This window comes from Streptomyces rishiriensis, from assembly GCF_030815485.1.
GTDB lineage: Bacteria > Actinomycetota > Actinomycetes > Streptomycetales > Streptomycetaceae > Streptomyces > Streptomyces rishiriensis_A.
The window spans coordinates 1,139,361-1,156,542 of the sequence record NZ_JAUSWV010000002.1; the positions used below are offsets into that span (position 1 = coordinate 1,139,361).

The 17,182-nt window shown below is 70.4% G+C and carries 15 protein-coding genes and 1 pseudogene; 6 read left to right on the forward strand and 10 right to left on the reverse strand.

Translation table 11 applies throughout. The annotated features are described in order from the left end of the window. Positions 1-25: 25 nt before the first annotated feature. From QF030_RS07460 to QF030_RS07475, 4 genes are all read right to left on the reverse strand, one after another. A complete protein-coding gene (locus tag QF030_RS07460; RefSeq protein WP_307161863.1) occupies positions 26-1,075 on the reverse strand; it encodes a ScyD/ScyE family protein in 1,050 nt (349 codons plus the stop codon). A gap of 773 nt (positions 1,076-1,848) precedes the next feature. After that, positions 1,849-2,289, reverse strand: a complete 441-nt coding sequence (locus tag QF030_RS07465; protein WP_307161864.1) for an OsmC family protein — start codon at positions 2,287-2,289, stop codon at positions 1,849-1,851. A gap of 146 nt (positions 2,290-2,435) precedes the next feature. Then, entirely contained in the window at positions 2,436-3,848 is a 1,413-nt protein-coding gene (locus QF030_RS07470; protein WP_307161865.1) for a DEAD/DEAH box helicase, read from the reverse strand. Between the two features lie 192 nt (positions 3,849-4,040). Further along, the gene (locus QF030_RS07475) at positions 4,041-4,244 is read right to left on the reverse strand and encodes a cold-shock protein (protein WP_020125862.1); all 204 of its coding nucleotides are present in this window, start codon (positions 4,242-4,244) and stop codon (positions 4,041-4,043) included. 473 nt (positions 4,245-4,717) lie between these two features. On the opposite strand from QF030_RS07475, the gene QF030_RS07480 reads away from it, so the two are divergent. From QF030_RS07480 to QF030_RS07495, 4 genes are all read left to right on the forward strand, one after another. Continuing rightward, a complete protein-coding gene (locus QF030_RS07480) occupies positions 4,718-5,458 on the forward strand; it encodes a class I SAM-dependent DNA methyltransferase (protein WP_307161866.1) in 741 nt (246 codons plus the stop codon). 104 nt (positions 5,459-5,562) lie between these two features. Beyond that, the gene (locus QF030_RS07485) at positions 5,563-5,778 is read left to right on the forward strand and encodes a DUF4177 domain-containing protein (protein WP_307161867.1); all 216 of its coding nucleotides are present in this window, start codon (positions 5,563-5,565) and stop codon (positions 5,776-5,778) included. A gap of 176 nt (positions 5,779-5,954) precedes the next feature. Then, complete coding sequence (locus tag QF030_RS07490) at positions 5,955-7,457, forward strand: APC family permease (protein ID WP_307161868.1); 1,503 nt, start codon at positions 5,955-5,957, stop codon at positions 7,455-7,457. A gap of 1 nt (position 7,458) precedes the next feature. Further along, entirely contained in the window at positions 7,459-7,875 is a 417-nt protein-coding gene (locus QF030_RS07495) for a universal stress protein (RefSeq protein WP_307161869.1), read from the forward strand. A gap of 17 nt (positions 7,876-7,892) precedes the next feature. Here QF030_RS07495 and QF030_RS07500 read toward each other — a convergent pair whose 3' ends face one another. After that, positions 7,893-8,315: a YjbQ family protein gene (locus QF030_RS07500; RefSeq protein WP_307161870.1), complete on the reverse strand. Its 423-nt coding sequence runs from the start codon at positions 8,313-8,315 to the stop codon at positions 7,893-7,895. An 89-nt stretch (positions 8,316-8,404) separates the two neighbouring features. Between QF030_RS07500 and QF030_RS07505 the strand changes: the two genes are divergently transcribed. After that, the gene (locus QF030_RS07505) at positions 8,405-9,481 is read left to right on the forward strand and encodes an NAD(P)-binding domain-containing protein (protein WP_307161871.1); all 1,077 of its coding nucleotides are present in this window, start codon (positions 8,405-8,407) and stop codon (positions 9,479-9,481) included. Positions 9,482-9,493: 12 nt separating this feature from the next. On the opposite strand, the gene mltG is transcribed toward QF030_RS07505, so the two are convergent. Together mltG and QF030_RS07515 are read right to left on the reverse strand one after the other, a co-directional pair. Next, entirely contained in the window at positions 9,494-10,348 is an 855-nt protein-coding gene (gene mltG / locus QF030_RS07510; RefSeq protein ID WP_307161872.1) for an endolytic transglycosylase MltG, read from the reverse strand. Between the two features lie 53 nt (positions 10,349-10,401). Then, on the reverse strand, positions 10,402-12,204 hold the full coding sequence (locus tag QF030_RS07515; RefSeq protein ID WP_307161873.1) for an ABC transporter ATP-binding protein: 1,803 nt from the start codon (positions 12,202-12,204) through the stop codon (positions 10,402-10,404). Between the two features lie 93 nt (positions 12,205-12,297). Between QF030_RS07515 and QF030_RS07520 the strand changes: the two genes are divergently transcribed. After that, positions 12,298-12,825, forward strand: a complete 528-nt coding sequence (locus tag QF030_RS07520; protein WP_307161874.1) for a MarR family winged helix-turn-helix transcriptional regulator — start codon at positions 12,298-12,300, stop codon at positions 12,823-12,825. Positions 12,826-12,902: 77 nt separating this feature from the next. On the opposite strand, the gene QF030_RS07525 is transcribed toward QF030_RS07520, so the two are convergent. The 3 genes and pseudogenes from QF030_RS07525 to QF030_RS07535 form a co-directional block, all read right to left on the reverse strand. Further along, positions 12,903-14,360 (reverse strand): cation:dicarboxylate symporter family transporter, encoded by a 1,458-nt coding sequence (locus QF030_RS07525; RefSeq protein WP_307161875.1) that lies wholly within the window; start codon positions 14,358-14,360, stop codon positions 12,903-12,905. A 177-nt stretch (positions 14,361-14,537) separates the two neighbouring features. Beyond that, positions 14,538-16,100 carry a peptide-N4-asparagine amidase gene (locus QF030_RS07530; RefSeq protein ID WP_373428884.1) on the reverse strand — a complete coding sequence of 521 codons (1,563 nt, stop codon included), beginning with the start codon at positions 16,098-16,100 and terminating at the stop codon, positions 14,538-14,540. 240 nt (positions 16,101-16,340) lie between these two features. Further along, positions 16,341-17,085, reverse strand: a pseudogene (locus tag QF030_RS07535) (hypothetical protein). Positions 17,086-17,182: the final 97 nt, after the last annotated feature.

Sequence of the window (17,182 nt, forward strand, 5' to 3'; positions counted from 1 at the left end):
CGTACCGGCTACGCCGTGGACCGTGTCAGTAGGTCAGGCTCAGCAGCTCGCCGCTGGTGCCTCGCGCGTTGTTGACGATGAGCACCTGGCCGTCGCGGTTGACGTCGAGCCCCGTGCCCATGATCAGCCTGTCACCGGTCGGGATCTCGGTGACCGCCTTGGTGGCGGTGTCTATCTTCAGCACCTTGCTCGGCTGCGGCGGGTCCCCGACGTAGCCCGGCGTGTACGTCAGAGCGATCAGATCGCCGTTCGGGGCGACGGCGAGGTCCACCACGTTGGTCAGGCCGGTGACCCAGAGCTCGGGACCGTCGGGGCCCACCTTGTATATCCGCGACTGGCCCGCGTAGACGCCGAGGCCGGCGACGTAGGTCGTGCCGTCGGCACCCCGGGCGATGCCGGTGGGCACCCCGTCGCGATCATTCTCGTTCGTCGGCAGCACGAACTGGGTGGTCGTGGTGCCGCCCGCCGTACGGAGCACGGTGTTGGCGCCCGCGTCGGTGGTCAGGTAGCCGCCGCCGCTGCGCAGAACCTTCCACGGGTTGGAGTACGGCTCGCGGCCGTCGGGATTCAGCCGCGTCTCGTGGTCGACGTAGTCCGCGACGATCGAGCCGTCGCGGGTACGCATGAGCGTGCCCAGCGCCTTGGCGTCCGGGCCGAGCGCAGCGCGGGTGTCGCTGTTGAGGCTGGCCGAACTCAGAACGAGGTAACCCCCGTTCGGATCGGGCAGGACACTCGAGGGGCCGACGGCCGCGATCGTGTCCCCGGGCGCGGCACCCGGAGCGGAGGACGTCAGACCGGTGACGACGCGGCCCTGCCACGAGCCCTTGATCTTGTAGACGGAACCGGTCTTGCCCACGCACACCTGCCCGACGGGGCAGCCCGGCAGGCCCTCGCCCGACTCGGCCACGAGCAGGCTGCCGTCGGCCAGGGCAGTGACGTCGCGGGGGTTCTTCAGTCCCGAGGCGATTACCTTGACGGTCGTCGTCGAAACGGCTTCGGCCCCGCTCGTCGCGGCGCCGGCAGGCCCCGCGACGGCCAGGGGCGCGGCGACGACACAGGCCGATACCGCAAGCATGGATTTAGTGAAGGTTCTGCGTGAATTCGACATTCCTCGATCTCTCCTTCTCCCTTGCGCGCTCCGCATCATGCAGGAAAGCGGACGACGTGACGCGGGTGCCACACTAGGGGAGTACGGAGCGCGAAAGCGTGCGATCCAATCCGTCTGACGCCCGTCTCTAGCGGCTCTCCAGAAAGCCTCGATTCCGGCACCAGGATGGGAAACGAAATCCTGCCGTGCAATGGACAATGGGCGGAGCTCTTTTCGCGAGAAAAAGGCCGGTCAAGCCGCTGCGCCGCAGTTCTGCCGACCGGTCGGGGCAGCATGGAGGAGTTGATTTCCACGGGCGGGACGGGAGGCGAACCAGGCGTCGAGTCCGGCGCTGTCATTCACGCGCGGAGTTTGCGGAATGACTCCGCTCCGCCCGGGACCGGACGCGCGCCGGTGATATCCAGGCGGTCGCCGATAAGAATCGGCAGGCGCCTTCTACGGACGGCTCCGGTGGCTACGGCACCAGAGCGTAGAAGCCCAGCACCGCCCGGCAGCATCGCCGGCCACGAACATCCGGCGCCGGTCAGCGTGCGTCCCGGACGCATCCCGGGAACGGGTCGGCGTCGGCGGGGCATGACGGGGCATGACGGGACGGCCGCGGGGCTCGACACGTCTGGCGCGGCGGGCGGGGGCAGGAGTTGCGAGGGCAGGCGGGGCAGGGTCGGGCGAGGCCCAGCGCGGCGCGGCCCAGCGCGGCGCGGCCAGCGGGGCGCGGGGCAGGCCCAGCGGGGCAGAGCAGGTCAGGCTTCCAGGACGGTCGCGGTGACGGGAGTGCCGATCTCGATGGTGCGGCTGACGGTGCACAGCCGGTCGTGGGAGACCGCGACCGCCCGGGGCAGGATCGTGCGGGCCCGGTCCCCGGCGGCGCCCTCGGGGAAACTGACGGAGAAGGTGACCGCGAGGTCGGTCAGCCGGTTGCCGAAATCGTCGCTGATCTTTTCGCCGGTCACGGTGACGGTGAACCCGGCGGGTTCGGCGTGCCGACCGGTGGCGACGTCTACGTCGGCGGCGGAGCAGCCGCCGATCGCCGCGAGCAGGAGTTCGACGGGGGTGAAGCCGGTGCCGCCGTCGGCATCGGAGACGGTACCGAAGTCGATCGTGCCACCGCGGACGTTCGTCGCGGTGAACCGGCCGGCGCCGGTCCGCTCGATGGTGACGAGGCGCTGGGAGTCTTCGCTCATGCCGACGACACTAGCGCCGCGTCCCCGGCGCGCCAGGTGGGCGGAACCCCGTCACGCCGAAGGGGCGCCGTACCGGGTGGCCCCAGCGGACGAGGCCGGTGCGAGGGGCCGGCGTCCCGGCCCTTCCCGGCCCTTCCCGGCCGGGGCTAGGCGCCCCGGCGTACCCGGGCCGCCGCGCGTGCCTCGGCGGCCTGACGTGCCTCGGCGGCCTTGCGCGACTCGCCGCCGCGGCCCGGCCGGCCCGGGCGGGTGCCCATACCGCGGAAGGGAGCGCCGCCGCGCTGCGGACGCTCCGCGGCGACCCCGCTGCCGCCGACGGGGACGCCGGAGGGAGCCTGGGCGCCGGTGATGCGGCTCAGCTCCGCCTCGCCGGAGCGGACCTGCGTGATCTGCGCCCTGATGCCCGCGTCGGACAGCAGACGTGCCACGTCCCGGCGCTGGCTGTGCGTGACCAGGGTGACGACACTGCCGGACTCGCCGGCGCGTGCCGTACGGCCGCCGCGGTGCAGGTAGTCCTTGTGGTCGGCCGGCGGGTCGACGTTGACGACGAGGTCGAGGTTGTCGATGTGGATGCCACGGGCCGCGACGTTGGTCGCCACCAGCACCGTGATCCGGCCGTCCTTGAACTGGGCCAGGGTGTGGTTGCGCTGGGGCTGCGACTTGCCGCCGTGCAGTGCGGCGGCCCTGACACCGCTGCCCAGCAGGTGGCGGGTGAACTGGTCGACGGCGTGCTTGGTGTCCAGGAACATGAGCACGCGCCCCTCGCGGGCGGCGATCTCGGTGGCGGCGGCGTACTTGTCGGCGCCGTGCACCTGAAGAACGTGGTGCTCCATCGTGGTGACCGCGGCCGCCGACGGGTCGACCGAGTGGACCACCGGGTCACGGAGGTAGCGGCGGACCAGGTGGTCGACGTTGCTGTCGAGCGTGGCCGAGAACAGCATGCGCTGGCCGTCGGGCCGTACCTGATCGAGAAGCTCGGTGACCTGCGGAAGGAAGCCCATGTCGGCCATCTGGTCGGCCTCGTCCAGGACCGTGATGTCCACCCGGTCCAGGCGGCAGTCCTTGCGCTCGACGAGATCAGTGAGGCGGCCCGGAGTCGCGACGACCACCTCGGCACCGGCCCGGAGCGCTCCGGACTGCCTGCCGATCGACATGCCGCCGACCACGGTGGCCAGCCTCAGCTTCAGCAACCCGGCGTACGGGGTGAGCGCGTCGCTGACCTGCTGGGCCAGCTCGCGTGTGGGGACGAGGACCAGGGCCAGCGGCTTGCGCGGCTCGGCACGCCGTCCCGCCGTGCGTACCAGGAGGGCCAGGCCGAAGGCGAGCGTCTTGCCCGACCCGGTGCGACCGCGGCCCAGGACGTCGCGGCCTGCGAGCGAGTTCGGCAGCGTCGCGGACTGGATCGGGAACGGCTCGTTCAGGCCGTGCGCGGCGAGCATCTCCAGCAGCGCGGCGGGCATGTCCAGTTCACCGAAGGTCGCTGCGGCGGGAAGTGCGGGGGTGACGGCGACCGGGAGTGCGAACTCGGAACGGTCATTCGTGCGAGCTGAACGGCTCAAAGGAGAACCTTCCTCGGCGGGGGGCACGCATCGAGGAATTCCCGGCGGAAGCGAGAAGAAGCCGGGTGAATCGCAAGCACGAGCCGAAAATGAGACTGAAGGAATTCCATCAGGTCTTCGGAATCCTGGAAAGCAGCAAGCTGGGGCCCGCACCAAGCGGTGCGGGCCCCAGCTGCCTCATACGCTTTCGCGTCAGGCGGGCGTGATGTTCTCCGCCTGCGGGCCCTTCTGGCCCTGCGTGACGTCGAAGTTCACCTTCTGGCCTTCCTGAAGCTCACGGAAGCCCTGGGTGGCGATGTTCGAGTAGTGAGCGAAAACGTCGGGGCCGCCGCCGTCCTGCTCGATGAAACCGAATCCCTTTTCCGAGTTGAACCACTTGACGGTGCCAGTAGCCATGTCACATCTCCTTCGGGGCAGTGCCCAGAGGTCCACACCGTGTGGACCCATGCGTTGCCACAATGAACCCCGTCCGGATAAGCACCGGAGATACAAAAATGCCCGGCGACAGACAGCCGCCGAGGCACTTGAAGTTTCGGGAACCACAACTGCAACTACTCGAAGCCTAGCACGGTACATACAACCGCACTACCTTTCGCCCACCCGGCGCCGCAGCGGGCGCGCAAGCCTGTACGAAGTCAAATACACGCGAAAGGTTAATTTTCAGATTACACAAGGTGCGCACCAGGAGAACACCCCCGTGGCTCCTGCGCGCGCCGCCCGCCCCGGCGGGGCAGCGCGCCAGCGCGGAGCCGGGCCCGCCCCGGCGCGCTCCGCCCCGCCCCGGCGCGACGGCACGGCACGGCACGGCACGGTCGGCGGTGGGAAAACGCGTCGACAGCGCGGAGCCACGCCCGGCACAGTGGCCGCTTGTGACGAGCAGCGAACTGTGGACCCGCGCGACCGCCGACCGCTACGACGCCGAGGAGAGCGAGAGATCCTCGGCCGCCGCGCTCGGACCGACTCTCGACTTTCTCGCCGAGCTCGCCGGGGACGGCCGGGCACTGGAGTTCGCCATCGGAACGGGACGCGTCGGCGTCCCGCTCCGGGAGCGCGGCGTGCCGGTGGTGGGCATCGAACTGTCCGAGCACATGGCGGCGGTACTGCGGCGCAAGATCGACGAGGACAGGCTCCCGGTCGCCATCGGGGACATGGCCACGACCGTCGTCCCCGGCCGGTTCACCCTGGTGTATCTGGTCTACAACACCATCACGAACCTGCTCACGCAGGAGGAGCAGGTCGAGTGCTTCCGCAACGCCGCACGGCACCTGGCGCCCGGCGGGCGTTTCGTCATCGAGCTGGGGGTGCCGCCCCTGCGGTTCTTGCCGCCCGGGCAGGTCGCGGTGCCGTTCGACGTCTCCGAGCGGCACCTCGGCTTCGACACCTTCGACCTGGTCGAACAGATGCTCGTCTCGCACCACCTCACCCGCGACGCCGAGGACGGCCGCTACCGCCGTGGAGCCTCCCTGCACCGGTACGCGTGGCCGGCCGAGCTCGACCTCATGGCGCGGATCGCGGGACTCGAACCGGAACGGCGTGTCGCGGACTGGGACGGCGCGCCGTTCACCCAGGACTCGGCGAAGCACATCTCGGTGTGGCGCAAGCCGGCCTGACGGACCTTCCTCACCGCCGGGCCGCCCCGCCGTGCGCGGCGACTTCGCCCGGTGATTGGCTGTCCCCGGTTCCGGCAGCCAGTCCATCCACAGGAGGCCCCGTCATGAGCAGTCCCCAGGTACTCGAGTACAAGGTCGTCACCTTCCGCGAGTCACTGATCGGTGACGCGCTGGACAGCGACAAGCTGGAGAAGGTGCTCAACAAGCACGCCGAGGACGGCTGGGCCCTCAAGGCGATCACGTCCGCCGACGTCAAGGGCCGCATCGGGCCCGGCGCGGTCGAGGGCCTGCTCCTCACGCTGGAGCGCCCGCGCCGCTGACGGCAGCGGTACTGCCCGGAGTGCCGCTCCGCGGAAGGCCGTGGAGCGGCCCGGGCCCCGGGTCCGCGTGCCTTCGCCTTCCGTCGGTGACACCCGTGACCATGAAGCCCTCAATGACGCGGAAAGTCACAAAGCTCCCTGTTGTATGGCCTCACGTACAACCGGAGCGAGGGAACATGGCCGACGACACCACTGACGCACGTCCGCCTGACGGGCTGAAGGCCGATGCGATCGGCTTCGTGGACGCCCTCGTCATCGGGCTCAACGCCACCTCGCCGGCGTACTCGCTCGCGGCGGTCATCGGCCCGATCGTGGCGCTGGTCGGCATCTACGCTCCCGGCGTGCTGGTCGCGTCGTTCGTGCCGATGCTGCTGATCGCGTCGGCGTTCTACTACCTCAACAAGGTCGACCAGGACTGCGGCACCACCTTCTCGTGGGTCACCCGGGCCATGGGGCCCTGGGCCGGCTGGCTCGGCGGCTGGGCCATCACCATGACCGGAGTGCTGGTCGTGGGGTCGCTGGCGGACGTCGCCGTGAGCTTCGCGCTGCTCGCCTTCGGCCTCGACAGCTGGGTCGACAACGACTTCGTACGCCAGCTGCTCGCGGTGTTGCTCATCCTCGTGATGACGGCCGTCTGCGTCGTGGGCACCGAGGTGTCCGCCAAGGTGCAGAACGTCCTCATCCTCGCCCAGGTCGTCTGTCTGCTCGCCTTCGTCGTCGTAGCGCTCTACCGCGTCTACGCGGGCACCACGACCTCCGATTCCGTCGAACCGGCGCTCGGCTGGCTCAACCCCTTCGGTGCCGGCGGCTCGACACTGACCGGGGCCCTGTTGCTGGGGGTGTTCATCTACTGGGGCTGGGAGTCCGCGGTCAATCTCACCGAGGAGGTGGAGGACTCCGCCACCGCTCCCGGCAAGGCGGGGATCTGGTCGACGGTCGTCCTTCTGGTGACCTACGTCTCGGTCGGTTTCGCCGTCGTGGCCTATGCCGGAACGGCCTTCCTGGCCGAGAACGCCGACGAGGAGGAGTTCGTCTTCGCTCTCCTCGCCGGTCAGGTGATGGGTGGCTGGGACTGGGTCGTGCTGCTGGCGGTCTCCACCTCCGCGCTGGCCTCGACGCAGACGACGATCATCCCGGCGTCCCGTACGGCGCTGTCCATGGCCCGCCGTCACGCGCTGCCCGCGCACTTCGCGCACATCCACCCGCGGTTCCGTACGCCCGACGTGAGCACCTGGTGGGTCGCCGGCATCGCCATCGCCTGGTACCTCGTCCTCAACCGGATCAGCACCAACGCCCTCTTCGACTCGCTCACCGCGCTGTCGCTGCTGATCGCGTTCTACTACGCCCTCACCGGCGTGGCCTGCGCCGTCTACCACCGCCGCCATCTCACGGAGAGCGTCCGCCACTTCGTGCTCATCGGGGCGGGCCCACTCGTCGGCGCCGGGCTGCTGGCGTGGCTCCTCGTGGAATCGGTCTCCGACATGTCCGATGCCGCGAACTCCTACACCGGCGCCTCGTGGCTCGGGGTCGGCCCCCCGCTCGTCATCGGCGTCGGCATCGCCCTCGCGGGTGTGGTGCTCATGGTGGTGTGGCGGCTGAAGTCACCCGCCTTCTGGTCGGAACGGGCGGGCGTCGCCGATCCCGATCTGGTCCACGGCGTCCCCGGCAAGGAGTCCTGAGATGGCGGTCGTCCTCGGTTACGACGAATCTCCCGGCGCGGTACGCGCCCTGCGCATCGCGATCGAGACGGCGGCCGCGTTCCGCGAGCCGCTGGTGCTGGTCTACGGCGCCGCGGCCCCGGGGCCGGGTGGCGAGGAGTACCGGGCCCACCGGGAAGCGGTCCGCGAGGCCGGACGCGTCGCCCTCGATCACGCCGTCACGGTGGCCGAAGCGGCGGGCGTGTCCACGACCGTCGAGATCATCGACCAGAAACCGGCGCCCGCGCTGGTCGACTCCGCGGCACGCCACGGGGCGCGGTTCATCGTGGTGGGCAGCTGGGGCGAGAGTCCGATGCGCGGGGCGCTGCTGGGCTCGACCCCGCACAAGCTCCTGCACCTGTCGAGTGTTCCGGTGCTCTGCGTCCCGACGGAACCGTGAGCCGCCGGGCCTCCCCGTCACCCCAGGAAACTCAGCCGCACCTGACGGTCGGGGTTGTCCTTGTTCGTGTCCACCAGGCACACCGACTGCCAGGTGCCCAGTTCCAGCCTTCCGTCCACGACCGGCAGGGTCGCATGGGGCGGGACGAAGGCCGGGAGCACGTGGTCGCGGCCGTGGCCGGGGCTGCCGTGCCGGTGCTGCCAACGGTCGTCGGCGGGGAGGAGGGTGTGCAGGGCGGCGAGCAGGTCGTCGTCGCTTCCGGCGCCCGTCTCGATGATCGCGATCCCGGCGGTGGCGTGCGGGACGAAGACGTTGAGCAGACCGCCACGGCCGGCGGCCACCTCACGCAGGAACGTCTCGCAGTCCCCGGTGAGGTCGACGACCCTCTCCCGGGAGCCTGAGGCGATGTGCAGGACTCGGGTGGTGAACGCATCTGACATGCCCCCATCCTCACCCATGCGCCGGGCTGCCCGCCCGATCGCACAGCCGGACCGGGAAGATCCACGCCGGCCCTTCCGTTGGTAGAAGCGTGAACAACTTGCGTGAGGTCGAGGTGGTCGTCATCGGCGCGGGCCAGGCGGGTCTGGCCGGCGCCTATCACCTGCGGCGCACCGGTCTCGAGCCGGAGCGCGACTTCGTGGTGCTGGACCGCGCCCCCGCCCCCGGCGGCGCCTGGCAGTTCAGGTGGCCGTCACTGACGTACGGCAAGGTGCACGGGATGCACGCGCTCCCTGGCATGGAGCTGACGGACGCGGATCCCGCCCGGCCGTCGTCCGAGGTCGTGGCCGAGTACTTCGACGCCTACGAGCGCGCCTTCGACCTGCGAGTACGGCGGCCGGTCGAGGTGCGGGCCGTGCGTGAGGGCTCCGGTGGGCGGCTGCTCGTCGAGACCTCCGACGGCATGTGGTCCGCCCGGGCCCTGATCAACGCCACGGGCACCTGGGACCGGCCGTTCTGGCCGCGCTACCCCGGCCAGGAGACCTTCCGCGGCCGGCAGCTGCACACCGCGCGGTACCCCGGTCCCGAGGCGTTCGCCGGGCTGCGGGTGGTCGTGGTGGGGGGTGGCGCGTCCGGTACCCAGCACCTGCTGGAGATCGCGCCGTACGCGGCGCGGACCACGTGGGTGACACGGCGGCCGCCCGTCTTCCGCGAGGGGCCCTTCGACGAGGGGGCCGGCCGCGCGGCCGTCGCGCTCGTGGAGGAGCGGGTGCGCCAGGGGCTGCCACCGAGGAGCGTGGTGTCCGTGACGGGTCTGCCGCTCAACGACGCGATCCGGCAGGGGCTCGCCGACGGGGTGCTGGACCGGCTGCCCATGTTCGACCGGATCACTCCGGAGGGCGTGGAGTGGGACGACGGGCGCACGGTCGCCGCCGATGTCATCCTGTGGGCGACCGGCTTCCGGGCCGCCATCGACCATCTCGCGCCGCTGCGGCTGCGTGAGCCGGGCGGCGGGATCCGGGTCGAGGGGTCGCGTGCCGTCGCCGATCCGCGCGTTCATCTGGTCGGCTACGGGCCTTCTGCCAGCACCATCGGCGCCAACCGGGCCGGCCGCGCGGCCGTACGGGACATCAGGCGGCTGCTCGCGGGAGAGGCGGTCGCCGCCTGACGTCCCACCAGGTCAGCCGGCCGCCGCCGACTGACTCTTCGGGCTCCGCTGGTTGCGAGTGAACTCGGCGACGTTGCGCTGGTGTTCCGCGTAGTTCGCCGTGAAGCGGGTGTCGCCCGGCTTGACCGTGACGAAGTACAGCCAGTCGCCCGGGGTGGGACTGATGGCCGCGCGCAGCGCCTCCTCACCGGGGTTGTCGATCGGCGTCGGCGGCAGACCCATGCGCTGGTAGGAGTTGTAGGGGCTCTCGACACGGGTGTCGTTCTCCGTCGTCTTGAGCGTGAAGCGGTTCAGCGCGTAGTTGATGGTGGAGTCCATCTGCAACGGCATGCCGCGCTCCAGGCGGTTGAACACGACCCTGGCCACCTTGCCCATGTCCGCCTTGGTGGCGGCCTCGGCCTGCACGAGGCTGGCGACGGTGACCGCCTGGTAGACGTTCATGGCGTTGCGCTGCGCGCCGGCCGCCGTCGGCGCCCCGTTGAACCTCTTGTTGGCGGTGTCGACCATGTAGGCCAGCAGGGTCTGCGGCGTCGCCTTCTCGTCCAGCGGATACGTCGCCGGGAAGAGGTAGCCCTCCGGGTTCCCCTCCGCCTCGTTCGGCAGCTTCAGCCCGGCCTTCGGCAACGCGTTCCGGGTGGTGCCGGCCGGCAGGGCGAGCGCCTTGTCGACGGCCTCGTAGACCTGGCTCGCGCGCCAGCCCTCCGGGATGACCAGGGTGGCCGGCTTCGGCTTCTCCCCCGGGCTCTCCAGGCTCAGCAGCGGCACCGCCACGGCGGCGCCGGCCACGAAGGCTCCGGTCGCGATGAGGACGAGACGGCCCCGGCGCGTCAGTCGAATCGTGCTCCGTGGCGGAGTGTTCATCTGCATGCGGGCACGGTAACCCTCATATCATGACAACTCCGACACGACTTGCCATACTTTCATCTTGTCGGCTCCAGGCGGGCGTCCCGTCGCACCAGCGCCGCGTACCGCCCGTTCCGCTCCAACAGCTCCTCGTGCGTGCCCCGTTCGGCCACCTGGCCGGAGTCGAGGACCACGATCTGGTCGGCACCCCGAATGGTGGACAGCCGGTGGGCGATGGTGAGCGTGGTGCGGTTGGCCGACAAGGCGTCGATGGCCTGCTGGACGGCCTGTTCCGTGCCGGTGTCGAGGGCGCTGGTCGCCTCGTCGAGGATCAGTACCGGCGGGTCGCGCAGGATGGTGCGGGCGATGGCCAGCCGCTGCTTCTCACCACCGGAGAACCGGTGGCCGCGCTCGCCGACCACCGTGTCGTAGCCGTCGGACAGGGCGGCGATGTGGTCGTGGATCTGCGCCGCCCGCGCGGCCGCGTACAGCTCCTCGTCGGTGGCGTCCGGCTTGGCGAAGCGCAGGTTGTCGGCGACCGTGGCGTGGAAGAGGTACGTCTCCTGCGAGACGACGCCGACCGCGCGCGCGAGGGTGTCGAAGTCGAGATCCCGGACGTCGACGCCATCCAGGGTGACCCGGCCGCCCGTCACGTCGTAGAGGCGCGGCACCAGGTAGCCCAGCGTGGACTTGCCGGCGCCGGTCGGGCCGACCACCGCGAGGCTGCCGCCGGCCGGGACGTCGATGTCGATGCCGTCCAGGACGGGACCGCCCTTGTCGTCGTACCGGAAGGCGACGCTCTCGAAGCGGACCTCGCCCTTGATCCGGTCGAGACGGATCGCGTCGTCCCGCTCGGTGATGTCGACGGGCAGGTCGAGGTACTCGAAGATGCGCTGGAAGAGGGCGAGGGAGGCCTGGATCTGCACACCGGTCGACAGGAGGCTGACGGCCGGGCGGAACAGCCCCTGCTGGAGCGAGACGAAGGCGACGATCGTGCCGAGGGAGACGTCGGGGCCGCCCAACTGGAGGGCCACGCCCGCGGTCCAGTAGATGAACGCCGGCATGGCGGACATGACGATCCCGATCACGGCCATCCGCCAGCGTCCGGCCATGTTCGACCGCACCTCGAGGTCGACCAACTGCTCGGACTCGTCGGCGAAGGACCGCGTGAGGGAGTCGGAGCGGCCCATCGTGCGGCCGAGCAGGATGCCGCTGACCGACAGCGACTCGGTGACCGTGGCGGCCATCGCGGCCATCTGCTTCTGACGCTGGGTGGTGATCTTCTTGCGTTCGTTGCCCACGCGGCGGCTGATCCAGACGAACACCGGCAGCAGGAGCAGCGAGACGACGGTCAGCCGCCAGTCGAGGGCGACCATCGCGATGATGGTGGCGACCACGCTGGTGAAGTTGGAGACCAGCGAGGTGGCGGTGGAGGTGACGGTGGCCTGCATCCCGCCGATGTCGTTGGCGATGCGGGACTGCACCTCGCCGGTGCGTGTGCGCGTGAAGAAGGCGAGAGACATCCGCTGGAGGCGGTCGTAGACGGCCGTCCGCAGGTCGTGCATGACGCGCTGGCCGACGGTCGTGGAGATCAGGGTCTGCAGGACGCCGAAGACACCGCTCAGGACGGCGCTGAGGATCATGCCGAGGGCGAGGAGGCTCAGCAGGCCGGTGCGCCCCTCGGGAATGGCGACGTCCAGCGTCTCCTTCAAGAGGAACGGGGTGGCGACGGCGACCAGCGAGGCGGCGGCGACCAGCACGCCGACGACCGCGAGCCGGGCACGGTAGGGCTTGAAGAGGGTCAGGATGCGGCGTACCTGTCGGGGCTGTTCGGACGAGGCGCCGGGCGAGGGGGTCCAGTCGATGTGATCGCGGGGCATGGCTCCTACGGAGGGTGAGACGGGGAGGACTGACGGAGCATAGCTCATTGTTACCTATACTCACAATGAACGGCGTCCTGATATTGTTCCCGTATGACCACCCCCGATTCCGACAGTCTGCTCGCCGAGCAGCTGCTGCGGCTCACGCGCCGGGTGCACCGCATCCAGAAGCACCACCTGGAGCGGAGCGGGCTCGGCGTCACCCCGGCCCAGGCCCGGTTGCTGCGCACACTGGCGCACTGCGACTCGCCGCCGCGCATGGCCGACCTCGCCGAGCGGCTCGAGGTGGTGCCCCGGGCCGTCACGACGCTGGTGGACGGGCTGGAGGGGAGCGGCAAGGTGCGTCGGGTGCCGGACCCCACCAACCGGCGTGTGATCCGGATCGAGCTCACGGAGGACGGCCGCGGGGCCCTGCGGCAGCTGAGGGGCGCACGGATGTCCGCTGCGGAGGAGATCCTCGATCCGCTGACGGAGCTCGAGCGTCAGGTGCTGAGCGGGTTGCTGGACGCGTTGGTGGACGGGCCACCGGACCGGACGCCGAAGCAGGGACAGGGACCGGGACAAGGACCGGGGCACGAACACGGACACGACCACGGACCGCGGCAGGGGCGCAACTGCTGAATCTCGCGGAACCGGCCGTGGCCGCCCCTCCGTACCACTGGAGGGGTGGCCACGGCCGTTGCGTCGGCGCCGTGCGTTCAACTGCTCTCGGGCACGGCCTCCTTGGCGGGTCCGGCGGAGACGACCACCGGTGTCCCTGCCTCCGCTTCGAGGCTCCTCGCACCGTCCGGGCGCCCGACACCGTCGGGTCGCCCGGATCCCTCCGGCTTCGCGGCGTCGTCCGGCTCCTCGTCCGGCATCACGACGACTTCTCCGTCCAGGACCTTCCTGGCCCGCTCCAGGTCGAGCGCGCCCTCCCAGCGTGAGACGGCGAAGACGGCCACGCAGTTGCCGAGGAGGTTCGTGACGACGCGCATCGAGTCCATGATGCGGTCCACGCCCAGCAGCAGGGCGACGGCTCCGGCGGGGATGGCTCCCAGCGAGGAGGCGGTCGCGGACAGGGCGAGGAAGGCCGAGCCGGGAATGCCGGCCATGCCCTTGCTGGTGAGCATGAGGACCAGGACCACGGTGATCTGCTGGCCCAGGCCGAGGTCGACGCCCACCGCCTGGGCGATGAACAGTGTGCCGATGGACAGGTAGAGCGAGGCGCCGTCGAGGTTGAAGGAGTAGCCGGTGGGCAGCACCAGGCCCACGGCGTCGTCGCGGGCGCCGGCCCTGCGCAGCTTCTGCATCACCCGCGGCATGACGGACTCGGTGGAGGCGGTGCCGAGCGCGAGGAGCATCTCCTCGCGGATGTACCGCAGGAACTTCCACAGGCTCAGCCCGGTGACCAGCCGCAGGGCGACGGCGAGCAGCGTGACGAACAGGGCGGCGGCCGCGTAGCACAGAACGATCAGCTTGCCGTAGGTCTCGATGACGCCCAGACCGTAGTTGCCGATCAGGACGGCCATCGCCCCGAACACGGCGATCGGCGCGAGCCGCATGACGAAGCCGACGATCGCGAAGATGATCTCCTGGGCCTGCTCGACGGCCGGCAGGACCTTCGGCGCCTTGCTGTGGCCGAGGTGCAGCAGCGCGGCCCCGACCAGACAGGCCAGAACGAGCACCTGGAGCAGGGAGTTCTCCGCGAAGGCGCCGACGAAACTGGTGGGCAGCGCGTTCATGACGAACTCGGTCGTCGAAGGAAGCGAACCGCCGCCCGTCTTCGCGTCCACCGCCGAGGTGTCGAGCGTGGACGGGTCGACGTTCATCCCCGAGCCGGGCTGGACGATGTTGGCGGCGAGCAGCCCGATGACCAGGGCGAGCGTACTGGCGACCTCGAACCAGATCAGGGCCTTGAGCCCGATCCGGCCGAAGGCCTTCAGGTCACCGGCCTTGGCGATGCCGACGACGACCACACAGAAGACCAGGGGCGAGATGATCGTCTTGATGAGGCGGGTGAAACCGTCACCGAGCGGCTGGAGATCCGTGGCCACGTCGGGCCACAGTTTTCCGACGACGACGCCGAGGACGAGCGCGCAGGCGACCTGCGCGAAGAGTGAGGTACGCAGTATGCGTGCGACGCGTCGCGGCAGGGACGGGACGGACGGCGGCACGGGCACTCCTTGGGGGATGACGGCACGCGGAAGTCCGCAGGGACGGACTGGACTTCTGCGATGCGGAAAGCGGTTTCCGTGACGATCACTGTGGAGGTGCCGCTGATCGCGCAGGAGACCTGTGCGTTTCCTCCGTGTAAATCCCGCCCAGGAGTGACGCGTCGCACGCGTTCCGGCTCAGCAGCCTCGCTGATCCTCGGTCAGCACCCCCTGCACCGTGGCCAGGCGTCGGTCGTGGCAGCCGTCCGAGCCGTACAGCCGGTAGTGCTCGCCCGTCCTGCCGACGGCGTGGCGCTGGTCCCGGGGCACGCCGACGGTGAAGGTGGCGTCTCCCGTGTACGTGTCGTCGAGCCGTGACCACGACGCGCGTCGGCCGCTGCGCATCGTCACGGAGTCGGCCCGGTCGCCGAGGGTCAGCACCGTGCGGAGCCGGTCGTCCGCGCCGAGGGTGGTGGTGCCCTCCATCGTGTAGGTCCGATGGGTGCGTGTCGTACGAGCCGGTCCGCGGCCGTAGACCGTGACCGACTCGTCGTCGGACCAGGAGGCGTCGAGGCCGTCCACGGTCTCGCCGTCGGTCCAGCGGTGCGCGGAGGTGTTCGCGACGGCGCGGTTCACGGTGGTCCGCACGCGACCGTGCGAGGTGTCGAGGTATCCGGTGACGGTCAGGCGGTGCCCGCCCTCGGTGTCGACGCGGTGCTCCGTGCCGGGCGTGTAGGTGGTGGAGTCGGTGAGCTCACCCGCGTCGTGCGTGAGGAGTCCTCCGCCGACGACGGTCTTCCCCGGGTCCTGCCAGACAAGCACGTTGACGGGTGTGCTCCAGCCGCTCTGCCCCTCGGACACCCCGACGACGGACACCTCCACGCGGTGCGGACGCCCGTCGTTGAGTAGCCCGGCGAAGGGGGTCAGGTCATATTCGATCGGCTTGACGTCGAAGGCCCGGGGGCCCGGAATCACGTACCAGAGGAAGGGGTTGGACCAGCCGCCGGTCCAGACGGTCGGGAAGGGGGCGGCGATTCCGGCCAGTTTCCCGTCGACCCCGACCTGCACCTCCCGATAGGGCCCGCCGTCCGACCGGCAGGAGTAGGGAGCGGCGGCGGGCACGGTCAGATACCAGTACTCCTCGCATCCGCCGCCGGAGCCGGTGGCGTACACCTCGGCGACGATGCGCTCGCTGTTGCGCGGCGTGGTGAGGGTCGTGCCGCCGGGACCGTCGGCCAGGGTGAGGACGCGGTCGGGCACGGTGGCCGTGGTGGCGGTGGCGGCCGTTCCGCCCTCGAAGAAGGTGAGGGTCACCTTGACGTCGATCACGCCCGTATAGGTGTCGTCGACGACGTTCCCGATGAGCATCTCCACGTCCCGCGCGGAGCGGAACGTGTCGGTGTAGCGGGTGACGTCCTTCTCGACGGTCCACTCGATCCCGTCGGGCGACGGCTCGGGCGTCGACGTACGGAAGATCTCCACCCCGCCGACGTGCAGATAACCGAGCCGGTCGAACTGCCGCCCCCGGACCTTGCCGTCGAGGCGCAGCACCACCTTGCTCCAGCGGTCGCCGCAGCCGACCGGCGGTGTGTACGCGCCCCGGTACGGCGTGAAGTCGCGGAACCGCACCTCCGCGAGGACGACCCGGCAGCTCTTGGCATGGGGTCCGGTCACCGGCGGGGCGGCGGTGAGGGGGTCGTGCCAGTCGGTGCCGAACTCGGCGGGAACCTCGACGGGCACGGACGGCGAAGAAGACGGCACCCCTGCCGCCGCGGACGACGGCGACTCGGAGGGGGACGAGGCAGACGACGAGACCGAAGAGAACGAAGAGAACGAAGAAGATGCAGACGCGGAGGCGTCCGCGCGCGCCGTGCCGCCCCCCAGGACGGTGCTCGCCAGGAGGATCGCTCCGGTGAGCATGGACATGATGATCCGGCTTCTCATGGCCGGTGTTCTACGGGGAGTCGGCCGCTCCCCGCAATGAGGCCTCGGGCGCGGGGGCTACGCCTTCAGCGCGGCCCTGTCCCCCATGACCACCACGGGATGCCGGTCCGGGTCGAGGGTGCGCAGCAGGTGTTCCATCGCCGCCTTGGGCAGGCTGACGCAGGCCGACGTACCGCTGCCGTGGTCCATGTGCAGCCAGATCCCACCCCCCCTTCCCCTCGCCCTCGGGCCGCGCCGGGTCGTCCGGCGGGACACCCTTGACGCGGTTGTAGTCGATGGCGATGACGTAGTCGAAGTCGTGCCAGTGCGACCTCGCCCACCAGCGCGGTGCCGCGAAGGAGGCGGACCGGGTGTACGGCAGCCTGGTACCGGGATCGGCCAGGACACCGCCCGCGTCGGTGAGCGTGAACACGCCGATGGGGCTTCGGTCGTCGCCGGCGTGGTGGTCGGCGGTCCAGCCCTTCTTGCCGTTGTGCCCCTGCCAGCTCCCCACCCGCTCCCAGGCACGTCCCCTTCTGGCGTAGAGCACGACGGTGGCGTCCGCGGAGTCCTTCCCGTCGCCGTACACCGCCACAAGTTGGCGTGAAACAGCGGGGATCCGCCGTTGCCACCGGTCACCGACACCGGGGACACCGGTCGTCGCGGCCGGGCCCGACGAATTGGCGCGTCTCCCGGCGCCCGCTCCCGACGTACCGTCACTCCCCTCGCCCACGGCCCCACCACCGCACGCGGACAGGACGGCGAGCAGGAGGCCACAGATCAGCGGCCGGACTCCCGCCCGCCGCACACAGCCAGGTCGCATCGGCCCATGCTCGCACCACCTTCCGGGCGTCAGCGCCGTCTTCCGGACATCCGGCCCGTGTCGGACAGCTGCCGAATCCGGCCGCCGCCAAGGAAAA

What these genes read in the sequence shown, in the direction of transcription:
- QF030_RS07460 (WP_307161863.1), bottom strand. Translation starts at nt 1,075, where the DNA reads ATGCTTGCGGTATCGGCCTGTGTCGTCGCCGCGCCCCTGGCCGTCGCG.
- QF030_RS07465 (WP_307161864.1), bottom strand. Translation starts at nt 2,289, where the DNA reads ATGAGCGAAGACTCCCAGCGCCTCGTCACCATCGAGCGGACCGGCGCC.
- QF030_RS07475 (WP_020125862.1), bottom strand. Translation starts at nt 4,244, where the DNA reads ATGGCTACTGGCACCGTCAAGTGGTTCAACTCGGAAAAGGGATTCGGT.
- QF030_RS07485 (WP_307161867.1), top strand. Translation starts at nt 5,563, where the DNA reads ATGAGCAGTCCCCAGGTACTCGAGTACAAGGTCGTCACCTTCCGCGAG.
- QF030_RS07490 (WP_307161868.1), top strand. Translation starts at nt 5,955, where the DNA reads ATGGCCGACGACACCACTGACGCACGTCCGCCTGACGGGCTGAAGGCC.
- QF030_RS07495 (WP_307161869.1), top strand. Translation starts at nt 7,459, where the DNA reads ATGGCGGTCGTCCTCGGTTACGACGAATCTCCCGGCGCGGTACGCGCC.
- QF030_RS07500 (WP_307161870.1), bottom strand. Translation starts at nt 8,315, where the DNA reads ATGTCAGATGCGTTCACCACCCGAGTCCTGCACATCGCCTCAGGCTCC.
- mltG (WP_307161872.1), bottom strand. Translation starts at nt 10,348, where the DNA reads ATGCAGATGAACACTCCGCCACGGAGCACGATTCGACTGACGCGCCGG.
- QF030_RS07515 (WP_307161873.1), bottom strand. Translation starts at nt 12,204, where the DNA reads ATGCCCCGCGATCACATCGACTGGACCCCCTCGCCCGGCGCCTCGTCC.
- QF030_RS07520 (WP_307161874.1), top strand. Translation starts at nt 12,298, where the DNA reads ATGACCACCCCCGATTCCGACAGTCTGCTCGCCGAGCAGCTGCTGCGG.